Annotated in this window: 12 protein-coding genes; 4 read left to right on the top strand and 8 right to left on the bottom strand. The window is 44.3% G+C overall.

The genetic code is table 11. The annotated features are described in order from the left end of the window. Window positions 1–145: 145 nt before the first annotated feature. From M0R21_07840 to M0R21_07815, 6 genes are all read right to left on the bottom strand, one after another. Window positions 146–1,621, bottom strand: coding sequence for an alpha-L-fucosidase (locus tag M0R21_07840; protein ID MCK9617734.1), 1,476 nt, complete (start codon window positions 1,619–1,621; stop codon window positions 146–148). 204 nt (window positions 1,622–1,825) lie between these two features. Continuing rightward, window positions 1,826–2,905 carry a mannose-1-phosphate guanylyltransferase gene (locus M0R21_07835; protein ID MCK9617733.1) on the bottom strand — a complete coding sequence of 360 codons (1,080 nt, stop codon included), beginning with the start codon at window positions 2,903–2,905 and terminating at the stop codon, window positions 1,826–1,828. Window positions 2,906–2,912: 7 nt separating this feature from the next. Beyond that, on the bottom strand, window positions 2,913–4,049 hold the full coding sequence (locus M0R21_07830; GenBank protein ID MCK9617732.1) for an adenylyltransferase/cytidyltransferase family protein: 1,137 nt from the start codon (window positions 4,047–4,049) through the stop codon (window positions 2,913–2,915). A 15-nt stretch (window positions 4,050–4,064) separates the two neighbouring features. After that, window positions 4,065–5,039, bottom strand: a complete 975-nt coding sequence (locus M0R21_07825; GenBank protein ID MCK9617731.1) for an NAD-dependent epimerase/dehydratase family protein — start codon at window positions 5,037–5,039, stop codon at window positions 4,065–4,067. A gap of 262 nt (window positions 5,040–5,301) precedes the next feature. Beyond that, a complete protein-coding gene (locus M0R21_07820) occupies window positions 5,302–5,676 on the bottom strand; it encodes an L-rhamnose mutarotase (protein ID MCK9617730.1) in 375 nt (124 codons plus the stop codon). 163 nt (window positions 5,677–5,839) lie between these two features. Next, window positions 5,840–7,465: an MFS transporter gene (locus M0R21_07815; GenBank protein MCK9617729.1), complete on the bottom strand. Its 1,626-nt coding sequence runs from the start codon at window positions 7,463–7,465 to the stop codon at window positions 5,840–5,842. 216 nt (window positions 7,466–7,681) lie between these two features. Here M0R21_07815 and M0R21_07810 point away from each other — a divergent pair, with 216 nt between their 5' ends. The 4 genes from M0R21_07810 to gshAB all read left to right on the top strand — a co-directional run bounded on the left by M0R21_07810 (window position 7,682) and on the right by gshAB (window position 12,881). Beyond that, window positions 7,682–8,695: a LacI family transcriptional regulator gene (locus tag M0R21_07810; protein MCK9617728.1), complete on the top strand. Its 1,014-nt coding sequence runs from the start codon at window positions 7,682–7,684 to the stop codon at window positions 8,693–8,695. Window positions 8,696–8,819: 124 nt separating this feature from the next. Continuing rightward, window positions 8,820–9,143 carry a metalloregulator ArsR/SmtB family transcription factor gene (locus tag M0R21_07805; protein ID MCK9617727.1) on the top strand — a complete coding sequence of 108 codons (324 nt, stop codon included), beginning with the start codon at window positions 8,820–8,822 and terminating at the stop codon, window positions 9,141–9,143. Window positions 9,144–9,196: 53 nt separating this feature from the next. Continuing rightward, window positions 9,197–10,579: an MATE family efflux transporter gene (locus M0R21_07800; protein MCK9617726.1), complete on the top strand. Its 1,383-nt coding sequence runs from the start codon at window positions 9,197–9,199 to the stop codon at window positions 10,577–10,579. Then, window positions 10,560–12,881 carry a bifunctional glutamate--cysteine ligase GshA/glutathione synthetase GshB gene (gene gshAB / locus M0R21_07795; GenBank protein ID MCK9617725.1) on the top strand — a complete coding sequence of 774 codons (2,322 nt, stop codon included), beginning with the start codon at window positions 10,560–10,562 and terminating at the stop codon, window positions 12,879–12,881. The genes M0R21_07800 and gshAB overlap by 20 nt, the downstream gene beginning before the upstream one ends. A 10-nt stretch (window positions 12,882–12,891) precedes the next feature. Here gshAB and M0R21_07790 read toward each other — a convergent pair whose 3' ends face one another. Beyond that, window positions 12,892–15,279, bottom strand: coding sequence for a thiamine pyrophosphate-dependent enzyme (locus M0R21_07790; protein MCK9617724.1), 2,388 nt, complete (start codon window positions 15,277–15,279; stop codon window positions 12,892–12,894). 325 nt (window positions 15,280–15,604) lie between these two features. Then, complete coding sequence (locus M0R21_07785) at window positions 15,605–17,377, bottom strand: L-fucose isomerase (protein ID MCK9617723.1); 1,773 nt, start codon at window positions 17,375–17,377, stop codon at window positions 15,605–15,607. Window positions 17,378–17,641: the final 264 nt, after the last annotated feature.

Raw genomic sequence — 17,641 nt, 5'->3', positions numbered from 1 at the left:
CAATCTCTATTCCCGGAGCTACGGAAACAAATATTGAATTGACTAATTCAATTTTAAGCTACGGCTATTAGACTAAAGATATTTACGTCAGTAGCATAGCCATTGAAACAGAATCCAAGTGCAAAAATGAATGAATTCCCCTGTTTTATTTCTTAAACTCAACCTTAAACGTTGCCACTTCCCATTCGGGCAGTTTGGCCGGTCTGTTAATCACCAAGGCATCAGCTTCCTGTTTCCAGCTCAACTTTTCCTTACTCCCAAGAAGGGAAACAGATTTGATCTTTTTATCAGACAATTTCGAGTTATTTCCCAGAGAGACAATTTTCACATCCGCCACAGGGATTTTCATGCAAAATGCATAAAGCGTTTCCCCTTTTTGGGTAAACCGAATGTCTGAAGAGTCATAGGGACGCACATCTTTCACCCCACCAAATCTCCCCTTTTCCTGACTTTTCTTTGTTGTCGGTCCCTCGCCATAAATTTTCCAGGGACGTGTGCCGTAGATGCCTTCACCATTTGCCGGAGTCCATTTAGCGATCACATCCAAAATAGCCAGAACATCGGGTTCGAGATCTCCTTCCGGAGTTTGTACCACATTGAGCAACAGGTTGCCATTTTTGCTCACAATGTCGATCAGCATCTGGATGACCTGCGTTCCTGTCATGTATTTTTGTCCGGTGCGGTAGTACCAGTCGCCAATGGATGTATCGGTTTGCCAGGGATAAGGACTGATGGAATCCATGGCTCCCCGCTCAAGATCCTGTACCCATCTTCCTTCTGAGGCACGCAGCTTGCAGGTGTAAACAGCCTCAAGTTTGCCGTTGTTTTTGGAGATATCCTGGTTGTAATAATGCGCCAGCATGTTCCTGCCAACTTCTCCGAAAGGAAGTTCACTGTCTGAATAGAGCAGGTCTGGTTTGTACATGTCTATCAACTCGGTGATGCAGGCAAGCCAGTTTTTCTGGTTATCCAGATTGGTGGTCAACCACTCTTTGTCGTCAGCCGCGGTTTTAGGATGATACAGATCTTCGAATTCCGGATTGGTTCCATCGTAAGGAACGCCTGCCATCGGACTGGTTTTGTCGGCGCCCCTGCTCGACTGGAACCAGGTATAACTTGCTCCCAGGTGTTCGGATACCCCAAAACGCAACCCCTCCTTTTTGGCTGCCTTTTGCCACAAGCCAACCACGTCTTTTTTAGGCCCCATATTCACCGCATTCCATTTGTGAATTTTGGAGTTCCACAAAAAGAAATTATCATGATGGGTGGCCATGCTGACAAAATATTTGGCTCCTACTTTTTTGTACAATGCCATCAATTGCTCAGGATCCCACCTCTCTGCTTTCCACAAAGGAATGATGTCTTTGTAACCAAATTTGGACGGGTGACCGTAATGCGCTACATGGTATTTGTAATCGCCGCTACCCTCCTGATACAACTGCTTTGCATACCAGTCTCCCTGTCGGGGAACTGCCTGCGGACCCCAGTGCGCCCAGATACCAAATTTGGCATCACGGAACCACTCCGGATAGGTGTACTGCTTGAAAGATTCCGGAGCTGACGTAAAATTCTGTGCCAGCACAGGAACTGTTGTCATCATGCTGAGCACGATGATCAGCATCGCCATACTTGTTAGTGAATCAATTTTTCTTTTCATCTTTTCCGCTTTTTATTAGTTAATCCAATAGTTCCCGTTCTCCAACTTTAGAAAAGTTACATACTATTTTCCTTCTATTTTATAGCTTTCCAACTTTAGAAAAGTTACATACTATTTTCCTTCTATTTTATAATTGTTGCAACTTTTCTAAAGTTCTTGAAGTTTTTTTTAGAGGTATTGATAGAGTTTCCTTCCGTCAATTTCACTGACCACCTGTTTGATATTTTCAGCCTGATCGCGCTTGCAGACCAGAATGGTATTCCCCTCCTGAACGACAATCACATCTTCCAGCCCGACTACAGCAACTAAACTATCCTGTGCATGGACAAATGAATTCTTTGTCTCCCGAACGATCACCTTCCCGCTCAGGGCATTCAGATTTTCGTCCTTTGGGCTATATTTATAGACCTCTTCCCAACTGCCCAAATCGTTCCAGACAAAGTCGCCCTGTACCAAAAAAACATTTTGTGCCTTCTCCAGAATGCCATAGTCAATAGAAATCGAAGTAACCTCTCTGTAAATTTTGTCCAGTGCAGTTTCGAACTGTTCAGTACCAATATAAGTTCTGATTTCTTCAAGGGATGCATAAAGCTCAGGCGCATATTTTTTCACCGAATCCAGAAAAACGGAGACTTTGAAAATAAAAATTCCGCTGTTCCAGAAAAATCCCCCCTGTTGAAGATACCCTGTAGCAACTTCAACGTTAGGCTTCTCAACAAACTGCCTGACAGAATAGGATTTAATCAGCTGCCCAAGTTTTACCTCTTCTGAAGTTTGAACATATCCATATCCGGTAGCCGGGTATTTCGGGGTAATCCCTATTGTCACGATTCCATTCGTTTTCTCTGCTACCAGAGCAGCCGATTCAATGGTATCTTTGAAGAGCTTCTCATTATCGATGAGATGGTCGGAAGGAGAAACAATCAGTATTCCTTCAGGATCTTTTTCAGCAATGATCAGGGCTGCCAAACCTATGGCAGGCAAGGTATTTTTGCCGACCGGTTCATAAATCAGGTTTCTATGCGGAAGATTGGTAATTTGTTCCTCCAGGACATCCTGTTGGGATTTGGCCGAGATAATATAAATACGCTCTTCCGGCAAAAATTTCGAAAACCGCTTTACAGTCTCCTGAATCAGTGACTCTTCTCCAAAAATATTGAGATACTGCTTGGGTTTGCTTACCCTGCTACGCGGCCAAAAGCGGGTCCCTGACCCTCCTGCCATGATCAGACAATAGTTGCGGTTCATTATCTAATTAATATTTTACCTTGATTTTCAATGCTCCCGGAATCTCCTCCTCAGAAGCCACAATGACATATCCACCTCCACTTCCTGAGGTAATTGCCCCCGGATAATTGGAAAACCATTTGGTATTCATCTCTTCCCAAACCCAATCGGGAACAGTGTATGGCAACATTTTTTTCCAGGACAGGAAGGTTCCTTTCATCCCTTCTCCCAGCTTTTTAACATCCTTTTCCACGATGCCTTCCCAACACAATTGGCACGAATCGGCCAATTCACCAACGTTTTCAATCGATAGGTGCTTTTCAAGTAACGGATCATATCCTTCAGGCCTTGGGGCAAGCGGAATGAGGTGCAAAACTTTGGACAACCATTCGCAAGTATCTGGATCGACAGTCGATTCTATGTTGTTTGGCCAGAATTTTCCATCATAATCCAATCGGTTCGCGCCGGGCAAAAGAATCCCCAATTGATCCTGGGAACCTGAAATATACTCTGATCCGGGAGGGTTTTCGGCTCCGAAAAGCAATTTGGCATTGCGTACCTGGTCTCCTTCCGGGACCTTGTCCCCCCACAATTCGCGTGCAATTTTACGCGAACTGGTGGCCATTCCCGAACGATCATTGAAATCGATATCCGGCCAGATCTGAACGACCACACAGGGTCCGCTGTGAACCTTCGAAACCCAGGGTTGATCCATCCATCCCCCTGCCAGGCAGAGCCGGTAAGGAAATTTCAACTCTTTTTTGGATTGCGAACTGGATCTGGCAGGCAGTCCCTCCTCCGGAATACGCTCCAGAACGATCAGTTCGACATTGTTCTCTTCACAAAGACGCTTTTTACCATCAGTGTAACCATCCGAATTCACTACAAAATAGTCAGGCTTTATACGCTTCATGTCCTCTTCGAAATCGAGCATACCCTCGCCTGAGGCAACAAAGGCTTCTGAAACATATTTTACTGCACCAACCATATAGGCTCTTTCTTCCTGCGAGAAATAGGGCTTTTTCCCCTTTAGCCGCAAAAGATTTTCGTCCTGTCCAAGACTCACATAGAGCTTCCCGTACTGCGCCGCAGTCTTAAAAAAGGCAATGTGTCCCGCATGAAGCAGATCGTAGCAGCCACTGACCAATACTTTTTTATCTGTCATAGGTTCAATTTGCCACTATTTTTTTCCGCCGCTTATCATTTGGGTTTTGATCCAGTCGTAGGTCTCCTTCATGCCGACAGCCAATGGCAGTGTTGGTTCCCATCCCAAAAGTTCAAGGATGAGGGTATTGTCACTGTTGCGTCCGCGTACACCTTTTGGAGCATCCAAATCATAGGTTCTTTTCAGTTTGATGTGGCCAATTTTCTCAACGATATCCACCAACTGATTGATTGAAACCATTTCGCTGCTTCCCAGATTGATCGGCTCGATGATGTCGCTGTACATGATTTTAAGAATCCCCTCTACACACTCGGTAATGTCAATGAAACTTCTGGTCTGTTCACCATCACCCCATATATTGATCTCATCTTTCCCGTACAATTCTGCTTCAAGCACTTTGCGGCACATGGCAGCCGGCGCCTTTTCGCGTCCTCCGTCCCAGGTCCCATGAGGTCCGTAAACATTGTGAAAACGGGCAACCCGGGTATTAATTCCATAATCTTCCCTGAAATGACGGCACATCCTTTCAGAAAACAATTTTTCCCATCCATAACCATCTTCCGACTGGGCGGGATAAGCATCCGACTCTTTCAAACCCGGATTGTTGACATCCTGTTGCTTTTCACCATTGTAAACACAAGCCGAGGAGGCATAAAAGAACCTGTCAATTCCCAAATCCTTTGCAGCCATCAGCAAGTGCGTATTGATCAGTACGCTCAGCATGCATTCTGCCTTATGAGTCTCGATGAAACCCATGCCGCCCATATCAGCGGCGAGATTGAAGACTTCATTGTATCCATTCAATGCCGTGTAGCAGTTTTCTTTGCTATTCAAATCAAGAACCAGATTTTCGACATCCGCATGAACCTGGTACCACTGGTTCAAAGGCTTTTTATCCACCGCACGTACATCATTACCCATCTCTTTCAACCTTTTGGTCAGGTGACCGCCAATAAAACCACCGGCTCCGGCTACTACAATCTTTTTCATCCCTTTTAATTTAAATATTCCAAAATAAATTTATCATAACAGAGTCAAAAAACGCTGTAAATGAATGAATAGCATTCATGTCCGCATTTTTCTCTCATGCAAATATTGATCAAATATATAATTCCTGCAAGGCTTAAAAATCAACAATTTAGCGCAAAGGTTTGCGGAAAGGTTTGCGTACTAAAAAAAATGTTACGCAACATCTTTTTGTTAATCCGCAAGTTTAAAACAGAGACTTCTCAAGTTCTGTGATCACCGGTTTTTATTTGTCCAGTTTGTATATCCGCTCCATCAATTGCCACTTTTCATCGGCAGTTGCTTCGGCTGAGGATTGCTGAAACCTGGAGACGTAGGCTTCCCATTCGCTTTGCCTGGGCTTCTTTGCCAAGGCCGCCATGGCCTTGTCGTGGTCGAAATCCGCAACTGTATCCATGATCATAAATAATTTGGTACCCAGGATATAGATCTCCATATCCACGATTCCAACCTCCCGCATACCGGCTGTTATTTCAGGCCAGGCGGCGCCGGGTGCATGAATCTTTTTGTAATCCTCTATTAATTTAGTCTCCTCCTTCAATGAGAGCATCTTACAAAAACGCCTGAAAGCAGGACGTTCGGGAGTTCCAGCGTATTTCATATACTTATTTATATTGTTTTTACTTGCCGTATGCAGCTCGCAAATGGATTTGTATCTCCATTAGAGGATTTAATCCATGCTTGTTTCGCTGTAAACCAGATTAAGTACAACTAAATGACAATTATTATCATCAAAGCCAAGAATATTGAAAATGAGCCCGCAATCAATGACCTGTTCCAATCTTTATACCATTTAATCCTTCTGAACCACTGAGTTTGGTCCAGAAGAACCCATACAGCGCAATCACAACAAAGCAGGCAGCCGGGACAATGTAACCTGCCGACATCCCATCTGCATCGGCTATCTCCCCCATTACCTTTGGCAATACAGCTCCCCCCATAATGGCCATAACAATGAACGATGATGCCACTTTTGATCTTTCTCCCAATCCAAAGATACCAAGTGAGAAAATTGTGGGGAACATGATTGACATAAAGAAAAAGCTAAGGAAAACCGCAATTACTGACACCCAACCCAGTTTGGCTACAACAACAAACATTAATATCACATTTATAAACGCATAGAGGCCAAGCATTTTATGTGCCTTAGTAACCCTCAATATAAACGAACCGGTAAAACGTCCTAAAAGGAACAATGGGAATGCCATCCACGACATGAGGGAGGTAGCACCCTTCTCTGTCAGGAAATAAGCCCCGTTACGAAGAATTGATCCATTTTCGCCACCGATTAACCAGCTTGATTTCAAGCTTTCACCTATGGCAGGGACATCTTCGACCATGTAGTTGATAAAGAAACTAAATATGCCCGCCTGGGCTGCCACATAAAGAAATTGCGAAATAGTTGCCCCAGTAAAGTGTGGCGCCGACCAAATGCTGTTTTTGTGAATTAGTTGTTTCTTTTTGAGTGTTATAAAAACAATTGAAGCCACACCCGCAATAATGGTAGTAACATCGAACACCATAGCTAAAGTATGGTTCAAGGCTAACATAGCATCAGGATTGGCAAGCGTCTCCCTGTCCATATAAAATAATTGGGCAAAGAAGCGGAAAATCATACCTAAAGCAAAACTGAATAAAATAGCGCAAACATATAAAAGGACTGTCGACAAGCGACTTTGTTGGCCAAATACATCGACTTTGGCTGTTTGATTTTCGGAATTATGGTCATTCTCTTTTTCAACGACATCCGGCATCTTACTTTTAATAAAAGCGATAATCAGTACCATAATAATAACAGCAAGCGCTACATAGGGTATCCACATTGTTTTATGTGCAATTTCAGCATTTTGCTGAGCCGAAAGAGTAGCATCGGAATGGTAGAAATATAAGCCGCCAATATACGGGGCGATTGGCCAGCCAATAGCATTGAAAGACTGCGCCAGGTTAATGCGGGATGCCGCATATTTTGGATCTCCCAACACGGTGGTATATGGATTGGCGACAGTTTCGAGGAATGAGAAACCCATGGCTACCAGGCAAACGCCAAGGAGAACCGCCCAGAACCCGTCAATTTTGGTTGCAGGATAAAACCACAGACAGCCCAATGCAGCTAAACTCAAACCCAAAATAATCCCCCATTTATAACCAAGTCTATGAATAAACCACCCTGCAGGCAATGCCATGAAAAAATAGCCCAGGTAATGTGAAAACTGAACATTGGCCGAGTCGGCCTTTGTCAGATGGTAGTAATCCTGAAAATGCTTGTCCATGGTATCTATCAAGCTGTTACCAACTGCCCATAAAGTAAAAAGAAGCGCAACCAGGAAGAAAATTAACGTGTGGTTTCTTCCGTCTTCAGTGGTAAATAGGCCTTTTTTCTTTCTTTCCATTTCGTAATGAATAAATATTGATTTTTCGAAGCATAAGTTCTTCAAAAGAGACTCAAAAGTCACGAAACTAATCCGTTTTGCCAAATATGTCTCCTATTGCAAAGCTTTGCGGAGAAGAAAAAATGTTGTGGAACATGTTTTCTTTGCTCTTTTTTCAGATTTTGGCGGAGATACGTCAATAGTTTTGTAATTTCAGCCGATCGATTTTATACCAGTATGGCCAAAAGGCATTTATCGCTAAAAGATCTTGCTTCAGAGCTGAACATCTCCATTTCTACTGTTTCCAGGGCTCTGAAAAATCATCCGGATATCAGTCCTGAACTTACCAGGAAGGTACAGGAGCTTGCTGCGGTTTGGAATTATACACCCAACCCGCTCGCGATGGGTTTGCTAAAGCAGGAGACACATATGATCGGAGTGATTGTACCCGATCTGGTTACCCATTTCTACTCCTCTATCATCTCCGGTATTGAAGAGTACGCCAAGAGTCGAGGTTATTTTATCCTGCTGGCTTCATCATATGAAAGCATGGAGAAAGAAATTGAATCTGTCTCCAATCTGCTGAAGGCAAGGGTAGATGGGATGATTGTCTGTTTGAGTAAAGAGACAGATCGTTTTGACCATTTTTTACAACTGATTGATGACGAAATACCATTGGTCTTTTTCGACCGGGTCTGTCTGTCAGAATCGGCTCCATGCGTAGTGATCGACAACAAGGATGCTGTTGAGCAGATTATCCGCCATTTTAACGCGGAAAAATACAGGCGCATTGCATTTATATCTGGACCCGCCCACCTCAACATTTCCCGCGACAGAGTAGAGGGATATCTCTCCGGACTCAAGGAATCGGGATTGAAATTTAATCCCGATCTGTTACGTCCATGCAACATGCTCTCCGAAGAGGCTCTCCGGATTACAGATGATCTGCTCAACCTTCCTGAACCTCCGGATGCCATCTTTGGAATCAACGACATGGTCATATTTACTGTGATGAAAGAGCTTAAAAGACGAGGGCTCAAAATCCCGCAAGAGATCGGAGTCGCAGGTTTTGCCGATGAATTCCATGCGACCTTTTCAACTCCGCAACTTACCTCCATCATGCATCCTACCAGGGAGATCGGCATTAAGGCAGCAGAACTATTCTTTAAAAAAATGGAAGATCCATCGTTTGTGGAAACTGTCGTTCTTCAAACAAAATTGGTGGTCAGGGAATCTTCAATAAGAAATTAAAAATTACAGATTACAGATTACAAATTAACGTTTAGAAATTACTGAATGAAAATTGCGGAAATAATTAGAAATAAATGCGCGTTTTAAATAAATTCACTATTTTCGCACCGTAAAACATGTAGATATGCTTAAACGCATTAAGAAAATAAAATCAGAAAGCAACGCCTGTTTCTGTGAAGAATGCCCTGATTTTTTCAGCGCCTTGGCCGATAAAACCCGGCAGGAGATTATTATGATTTTTGCTACCCAAAAGGAAGTGTGCGTGAATGATATCGCAAGTAAGTTTACTTTGTCCCGTCCAACAATTTCACATCATTTAAATTTACTGAAGCGTGCCAAAATACTTAACGCCCGCAAAGAAGGGAAAGAGATCTATTTCTCTGTAAATAAACCCTACATCAAAGAATTGTTTGCTGTAGTATTAAAGGATATTGATACGTGTTGTTGATTTTTTTTGATTCATTATGTTGATATGTTTAAACATATATTCTTGATTAAGAGATGAATTTTCAGAAGAGAGACTTTTCAGCCATTCTTGAGGTAAGCCAGCCGGACTCAAATTTAAAACAGCTTATACGACTGGCATTCCCGGTTATTGTAACCTCGTTCATGTCTATGGCTTACAATTTTATCAACATAATTTTTGTAGGAAAACTTGGCGCTGGGGCGGTTGCGGCAGTTGGATCTGCAGGGTTTTACATGAATTTGGGCTGGGGGCTTTCCTCCCTTTTTACAGTTGGTGCAGGAATAAAAGTATCACATGCCATTGGAGAGGGAAATTTTCGTCTTGCAAAGAGTTATATCCGGAGTGGCATGTTGGCTGTAATCGTCACTGCGTTGGTTTGCTCTGTTTTGCTTGCTTTTGGAAGGAATTACCTGATTGGCTTTATCCAATTAAACAATCCCGGAATTGAACGCGACGCATCTGTTTATCTGGCCCTCATTGGACTGAGTATCATATTCTCGTTTCAGAATCAGTTTTATACCAGCGTATTTATCGGTTATGGGGATAGCCGATCACCTTTCAGAATCAATGCAGCCGCGCTAATTGTAAATATATTACTAGATGCAATTCTCATTTTTTGGGTTGGCTTAGGTATTAACGGGGCTGCTATCGCCACCATTCTGTCACAAGCTTTGGCGACATTCCTGTTTTACAGAAAACTAAACCGAACGGAGAATATAAATCCAGGCCTCGTTCCATTCCAAAGTGCACTTCTCAAAAAAATAGTAGGAATAGGAATCAGTCCGGCTATCCAACGGGTTTCATTCACCATCATCGCTATTCTGATGGCCCGTATCATAAGTCATTGGGGTGCAAATGCAATAGCGGTACAAAAGGTCGGTGTACAAATTGAAGCGATCTCCTATATGACCGTGGCCGGATTCATGTATGCTTTGTCGTCCATTTCAGGACAAGCTTACGGTGCAAAGGATTATGATAAACAATGGAAAATATTTGGCGCGGGAATAATGCTGTCGGTCATTATAGGAGTGATTACTACAGCTATACTGGTTATGTTTCCATCAACGTTGTTTTCAATCTTCCTGAAAGATCCGGAAAGCATTGCCATGGGAAGGGAATATCTGACAATTATTGGGATATCCCAGTTGTTTATGTGTCTGGAGCTGATGGCTACCGGCGCTTTTTTTGGCTGGGGACGAACCAATATTCCGGCAATTACGGGGATTGGACTTACACTCCTTCGAATACCACTGGCATATGCTTTGATCCATCTCTGGAAAAATGAGCTCTCCTCCGTATGGTGGAGCATCAGCATCAGCAGCATCGCAAAAGGCATATTGCTGGTATTACTTTATGTTATTCTTTTCAAGCTATTTATAAAAAACCAAAAAAAAACAGATGAGACAGGACATGTTTAAATCAGCTGCGAGTCAAATAAAAGGGAATATGTGGTTTGATGCGCTCTTTGGCATCGAAAAAGAGAACATTCGCGTGGACGAATCCGGAAATTTGGCGCAAACCCCGCATCCAATGATATTCGGGAATAAACGTCAGAATCCTTACATCACTACTGACTTTTCTGAGAGTCAAGTGGAAATGATCACCCCGCCACTGCCCGATATTAAACAAACATTGGGTTTTCTTGAAACCCTTCATGATGTTGTGAGCCTGGAACTGACCAATGAATACCTTTGGCCGCAAAGCATACCACCTGTTTTACCAAATGATAACCAAATTCCAATTGCCCAATTCGATGAAGCAGGGAAAGATGCCCAGCAATACCGCGAACATCTGGCCCTGAAATACGGACCCAAAAACCAACTGTTTTCAGGAATCCACTTTAATCTTTCTTTCGGAGAGAAGTTAATGGAAATGCTATATCGTCAAAGCAAACCATCAATAACCTACGAAGCGTTCAAGGATGAAGTTTACCTTAAAACAATACGACAGTTGCACAGGTTAAGATGGTTGTACATTTTGCTTTATGGGAATAGCCCTGTCGTAGATTCGTCGATGGAGCTGAAATGCAAGGAATCTCCTTACAGCATCGCTCAACATGTAATTGGCCTCTCCATTCGTAACAGTTGCTATGGTTACAGGAATATTGGCGAGCTATATCCCGATTACAGCTCTGTCCAAAATTTTAGGCAAAGCCTCGACCAGATGGTTCAAGATGGAAAAATCGAATCCATGAAGGAACTGTATTCTCCGGTAAGGCCAAAATTTACAAATGGACCTGATCATATATCCTACATTGAAATCAGGTTTGTTGATATTGATCCATTGTCCAAGGCAGGCATAACAGAAGAAGCGCTCTCTTTTTTACATCTGCTTGCACTTTATGGATTGCTTACAAAAGAGCCAGACAATTTTGATGCTGCATCCCAATTGCATGCGAACAATTACCTGGGATATGTTGCCCTGTATGGGTTGGGTCCGGTTCCATTTGTTCATGATCCAACCGGCGAATATGTTGATATCTGGCAAAAAGCAAAACAACATATAGATGAAATGACCGGTTTGTTTCGAAAACTAGCGGTAAATAATGATGACTACCAAAAAGCCTTAGAGCTGGCAGCAGAATATATCAAAAGCCCAAAACAGCGAAGAGTCTACGAGGTACTCGATGGTATTCTGAAGATGGGATATATCCCTTTCCATATGGAGAAAGCCCGCAATTATTTAAATGAAAGCCAGCGAAAAGACTACAATTTCATGGGATTGGAAGATATGGAGCTCTCTACCCAGTTATTACTTCGTGAAGCTTTGAAAAGGGGCGTTTCATTTGAAATTCTGGACCGAAAAGAGAATTTCATCAGGTTACATCAAAACGGAAATACCCAATATGTAAAGCAGGCAACGAAGAGCTCGCTCGATAATTATGCAAGCGTTCTGGCCATGGAAAACAAGCTTGTTACCAAAAAAATTCTCGAAGAGGCGGGCATTCGCGTTCCCAAAGGATACAATTATACCCAAGCTAAAACAGCAAGATTTGATTTTCAGCTGTTTAAAGGAAAACCTGTAGTTATCAAACCGAACCAAACCAATTTTGGTATCGGCATTACCATTCTAAAGGAAAACAGGGATGAATCCATATTTCACAGGGCAGTTGATATTGCTTTTGAGCACGACTCCACCATCCTGATAGAAGAATTCGTTGAAGGAAAAGAATTCAGGTTTTTCGTTATCGACAATCAGGTCGTGGGCATATTGCACCGTGTGCCGGCAAACGTAACCGGAAATGGAATTCTATCCATTAAAGAATTGGTCGGCATCAAAAATCAAGACCCTTTGCGCGGCAAGGGATATCATACTCCCCTGGAAAAAATCCAGCTTGGCGAAGCCGAGGTAATATTCTTAAAATCACAACAAAAGGATTTCGATGATGTACCGGAATCCGGAGAAGTGGTGTTCCTGCGCGAAAATTCGAACATCAGCACCGGTGGTGACAGCATCGATTTTACAGATGATATACCCGATTCCTACAAACAAATTGCTGTAAAAGCGGCTTCGGCCCTAAATGTAAAAATTACTGGTCTGGATATGATTATTTTGAATCCAGCGAAGGAAGCAACACCCGACAATTATGCCGTTATTGAATTAAACTTTAATCCCGCCATCCACATTCACTGTCATCCATTTAAAGGGAAAAACCGGAAATTGAATGAAAAGTTAATGGACGCGCTAGGCTATAGACAAGAGACAATTTTTAATCTGTAATTTTTAATTTTTAATTCCTATTTCCTCTCATCATCCCAAGCACTGCCTCCAGTACCGAATCAACATTCGGCTTAGAGAAATACTCGCCATCTGTACCATAAGCTCCGCGGTGGTCGCGGGCAGAGATCACCAGCGGTTGCTCATCCAGCGCATAAAACGCCTCTTTCTGTTCCAGGATCTTTTGAAGCATATAGCCGGTACCTCCGCCTGGCACGTCTTCATCCAGTAAAACAAGGCGGTTTGTTTTGATAACCGATTGGGTAATTAGGTGACCGGTATCAAAGGGTGCAAGGGTTTGCACATCAATCAACTCTACCGAGATACCCATCGATTTCAGGATCGCGTTTGCCTCCAAGGCTATGGTTACATTCCAGCCATAAGTAACCAAAGTTAAATCAGTGCCTTCCAGCAAGATTTCTGGAATACCCAGTGGGATACAATACTCTCCTATATTTTCAGGCAGTTTCTCACGCACATAATATCCTTTCAAAGGTTCGATCACCAGAGCTGGTTCTTCACCTTTGAGCAGGGTATTGTAAAAGCCCGCAGCCTGCGTCATGTTTCGCGGAACGCAAATATGAATACCCCGCATCGAGCCAAGCAGCATACTCATCGGGGATCCTGAATGCCACATGCCTTGCAGCTGATGTCCGCGGGTACGGATAATGAGTGGTGCGATCTGCCGTCCGCAGGTACGGTAATTCAGGGTTGAGAGATCATCGGCCAATGTAGGAAGTGCATATATGAGATAATCAAGATATTGTATCTCGGCGATTGGTTTGAATCCCCTCAATGCCAAACCGATCCCTTGTCCGATAATGGTTGTCTCGCGGATCCCGGTGTCGAAAACACGGTGGAGTCCGAATTTCTCCGACAACCCTTTCGTCTCCTGGTTGACTCCGCCCAAAACACCAGTGTCCTCCCCGAAAGAGAGCATCAAAGGATATTTTTGCAGCAGCAGATCGAAATTCTTGTTTAGCAGTTCTGACCCGGTTACCCAGGCCGGATCATTACTATATTCAATTTTAACTATATCTCCGGTAGGATATTTTGCCGATTCCTCCGACCGGGGAATGCTGAAAAGTCGCTCGCCGATCTCTTCGGAAGTCTTTATCCATAAGGCCAATTGCTGATCCTGCTCCTTTAATGAGGAATTTCCAACAACCGTTCTATGCAAGGATTTAGCAAACCTGATCAACGCCTTCCTGGTAGGGTATGCCGCTTTTAACAATGCTTTTAACTCAGCTGATTTTGTGGACAGTGGGGTAAAACTGTTTGAAATGGAACTGACAATCGCTTTTAAGCCGACACTCTCTTCTTCAAATCCGGCGATGTAATTGCTCCAGGCCAGATCACGGGCGGCCCTGGCTTCCCGTGATGCCTCTTCTTCGAGTTGCGCCAAGGTATCCGTATCCCCATATCCCTCGAGAATGATCCACTCTTTGAATTTCACGATGGCATCAAAATCCTGTTCCCATTGCAGACGTTCAGCACTCTTGTATCGCTCATGTGAGCCGGAAGTTGAATGGCCCAACGGCTGCGTAAGTTCGTCAATATGAAATATGACCGGTTGATGCTTTGACCGGCAAAGGGCAATTCCCTCTTCAAAAGTTTGGACCATACAAGCATAGTCCCACCCCTTGCAGGAATATATTCTGCACCCCAAATCCTCTCCATCTGTTTCGAATCCCTTCAAAGCCTTTGATATGCTGCCTTTCGCCGTTTGCAAATCAACGGGCACACTGATTCCATAACCATTGTCCCAAATGGCCACGGCCAAAGGAACCTGAAGTACACAGGCGGCATTGATGGTTTCGAAAAACATCCCTTCGGAGGTACTGGATTCGCCTATTGAGCCAAATGCCACTTCATCTCCGGTGATTTTGCCTGCCGTATGTGGTGCAAATTCGGGATGGTCCCTGACAAGCTTGGAGGCCTGTGCCAATCCCAGGAGACGCGGAATTTGTCCGGCAGTGGGAGAAAGGTCTGCTGCAGAATTCTTCATCAACGCTAGCTCCAGAAGCCCTCCAGCGGCTGATCTGTTTGCAGTTGAATGATGGTTATTGAAATTGCGACCTCCGGTGGACGGATTGTTGATAGTATTGGTATCCCCGTATAGCTGAGAGAAAAATTCCGTTGGGGTCATCATTCCAGCCGCCAGCATGAAAGTTTGGTCGCGATAGTACCCTGAACGCCAGTCCCCGTCGCGGTAGCATTTTACATAGGCAATCTGCGCCAACTCCTTTCCATCACCGAAAATTCCAAACGGAGCCTTGCCAAGATGCACCTCTTTCCTACCAAGGAGACTCAACTGCCGGCTTAGAAAGACGGTATAATAATCTTTCAGGACACTTTTCTTCGTAAAAACTGACTGACTTACAGCGAATTTCGAACCCATCCACAATACTTAAAAAATTGAAAATTGAAAATGATGTGATACCTTACTTTTAACGAGAAAGGAGGAGATAAGTTATCTAAATACGAAAACAAAAAGGCCGAATGGGTGTCCCCTCCGGCCTTTCATATAACACAAATTAAATAAAGTACTTATTTTAAGCCAATTATAAAATTTCTCATTACTAATTCAATTCTCTTTTTGTGTCTTTCGTGTCACCCTTCGCGCCCTTTGTGGTTAAAGAATTAAATCTTACCACGAAGGCCCCGAAGGAAAACTCAAAGGAAACTCAAAGGATTCTTTGACTAAATGGCATTTAAAGCCAATTTCATCTTGTTTTCCCGTAGATTGGCCCATAAGTATCGCAAGCGCGGTAGTCGGATCCCTCTTTGTCCATTCCGAAGGCGCTCCAGGAAGCAGGGCGGAAAATTTTGCCCTCTTCCACATTGTGCATGCAAACCGGGATCCTAAGCATCGAAGCCAGCGAGATCAGATCAGCGCCGATGTGCCCGAAACTGATGGCTCCGTGGTTGGCGCCCCAGTTGGCCATCACACTATAAACATCCGCAAAGGCTCCTTTGCCATTGGTCCGCGGGGCAAACCAGGTTGTTGGCCAGGTCGGGTTGGTACGCTGGTCCAGGGTATTGTGCACCTCGTCCGGAAGATCAATGGTCCAACCTTCGGCCAGTTGCAAAACAGGTCCAATCCCTTTCACCAGATTGATGCGGCTCATCGTGACAGGCATCTCTCCCTCAGTTTTGAAATGGGAAGAGTAACCGCCTCCGCGGAAATAGCCAAGGTCGGCTGGGGCCCAGTCGGTGGCATCCAGACAGGCTTGTGCCTCGGCCTCTGAGATTTCCCAGAATGGTTTCATAACGGACTGGCCGTTTGCTTTTTGCTTTCCAGTGGCATCCAGGGTCGTTGATCCGGAATTGATCAGGTGGATGATTCCGCCTGCTGCTTTGCCGGTGAGTTTGCTGCCTGTCACCCGCTCAACTGATTCAGGACTCCAGTAAGTCCTAACATCGGAGAAGATCTGGGCCGTATTGGTAAGCAGATGTCCGAACAACATGGAGACACCATTCAATGAATCGTTTTCTGTTGCGAAGACAAAAGCCTGACGGATGCCGTTCCAGTCGAACGAGGAGTTCAAAATTGCCTCCATAAAATCACCGTTGGGCAGATGGTCTGTCCAGGCACGTTGTCCCTGGAAACCGCCCAAAATGGCATTGCGACCAAGCGCCTCTTCGCCATGTCCCAGCTCTTTCAGTTTTGGGTTTCCTATCATCAGGTCGCGGGCCGAAAGGGTCATCTTGACCACCATCTCCCACTCCCAGTCTTTTCGCTCCCTGGTTGCCTGACTGGCAGGATCGTTGAGGTCCTTGCCCTCTTTGCAGTTCTTCTTTACCCAGGCAATCGCTTTAGCGTATTCGGCAGGATCGTATATGCCACGCTCGGCACGGCGTATCAGCTCCGACATATCAATAACCTCAGTACGGATGCCGAGATAGTCGAGCAAGAACTCCTGATCGACATACGATCCGGCAATACCCATCGACATACCACCCAGCGAGAGGTACGATTTATTTTTCATTTGCGCTACCGCGAGACCGGCTTTGACAAAACGCAAAATCTTCTCTTTCACATCTTCCGGGATGGAACCGTCTTTCTTATCCTGAACGTCGTGTCCATAGATACCGAACGCAGGTAAGCCCTTCTGCGCATATCCTGCAAGCGCTGCAGCAAGATATACAGCCCCCGGACGTTCGGTCCCGTTGAAGCCCCAAACCGCTTTGGGCAACAGTGGATCTGTATCCATTACTTCTGTTCCGTAACACCAGCAAGGGGAGACAGTCAGTGAGACCCCGACACCCGAACGGGCAAATTTTTCGGCGCACATGGCAGCCTCAGCCACTCCGCCAATGGTCGAATCGGCGATCACGCATTCAATCTTTTCTCCGTTAGGGAAACGAAGATTTTCGCTGATCAGTTGTGCCGCAGCCTTGGCCATATTCATGGTTTGATTTTCGAGTGATTCCCGCACTCCCTGTAACCGTCCGTCGATAACGGGCCGGATCCCCACTTTGGGCAATTCTCCAATTAATCTGTTAGTAGCCATTTTTGTTGATCTTTTACTTGTTCTTGATTGGAATAAAGTACAATTTGACATTCCAAACTTATGACAAAATGGGGAGAATTGCTATAGACCGAAATATTAAAAATGTGTACATTTCAAATACATCTCCACTCAATATGGATATATTTGTGTGTATATTCATTGCATGATTTCGCATTGTACAACATGAAATTCTCCAAAGTGCCCGACAGAGGCGATCCATCCAACAGCTCACAGCTTTTCTCCGGA

This window comes from Lentimicrobiaceae bacterium (assembly GCA_023227965.1).
Taxonomy (GTDB): Bacteria; Bacteroidota; Bacteroidia; order Bacteroidales; family JALOCA01; genus JALOCA01.
Note: the sequence above shows the minus strand (reverse complement) of the source record. Positions and strands in the feature narration are given on the sequence as shown.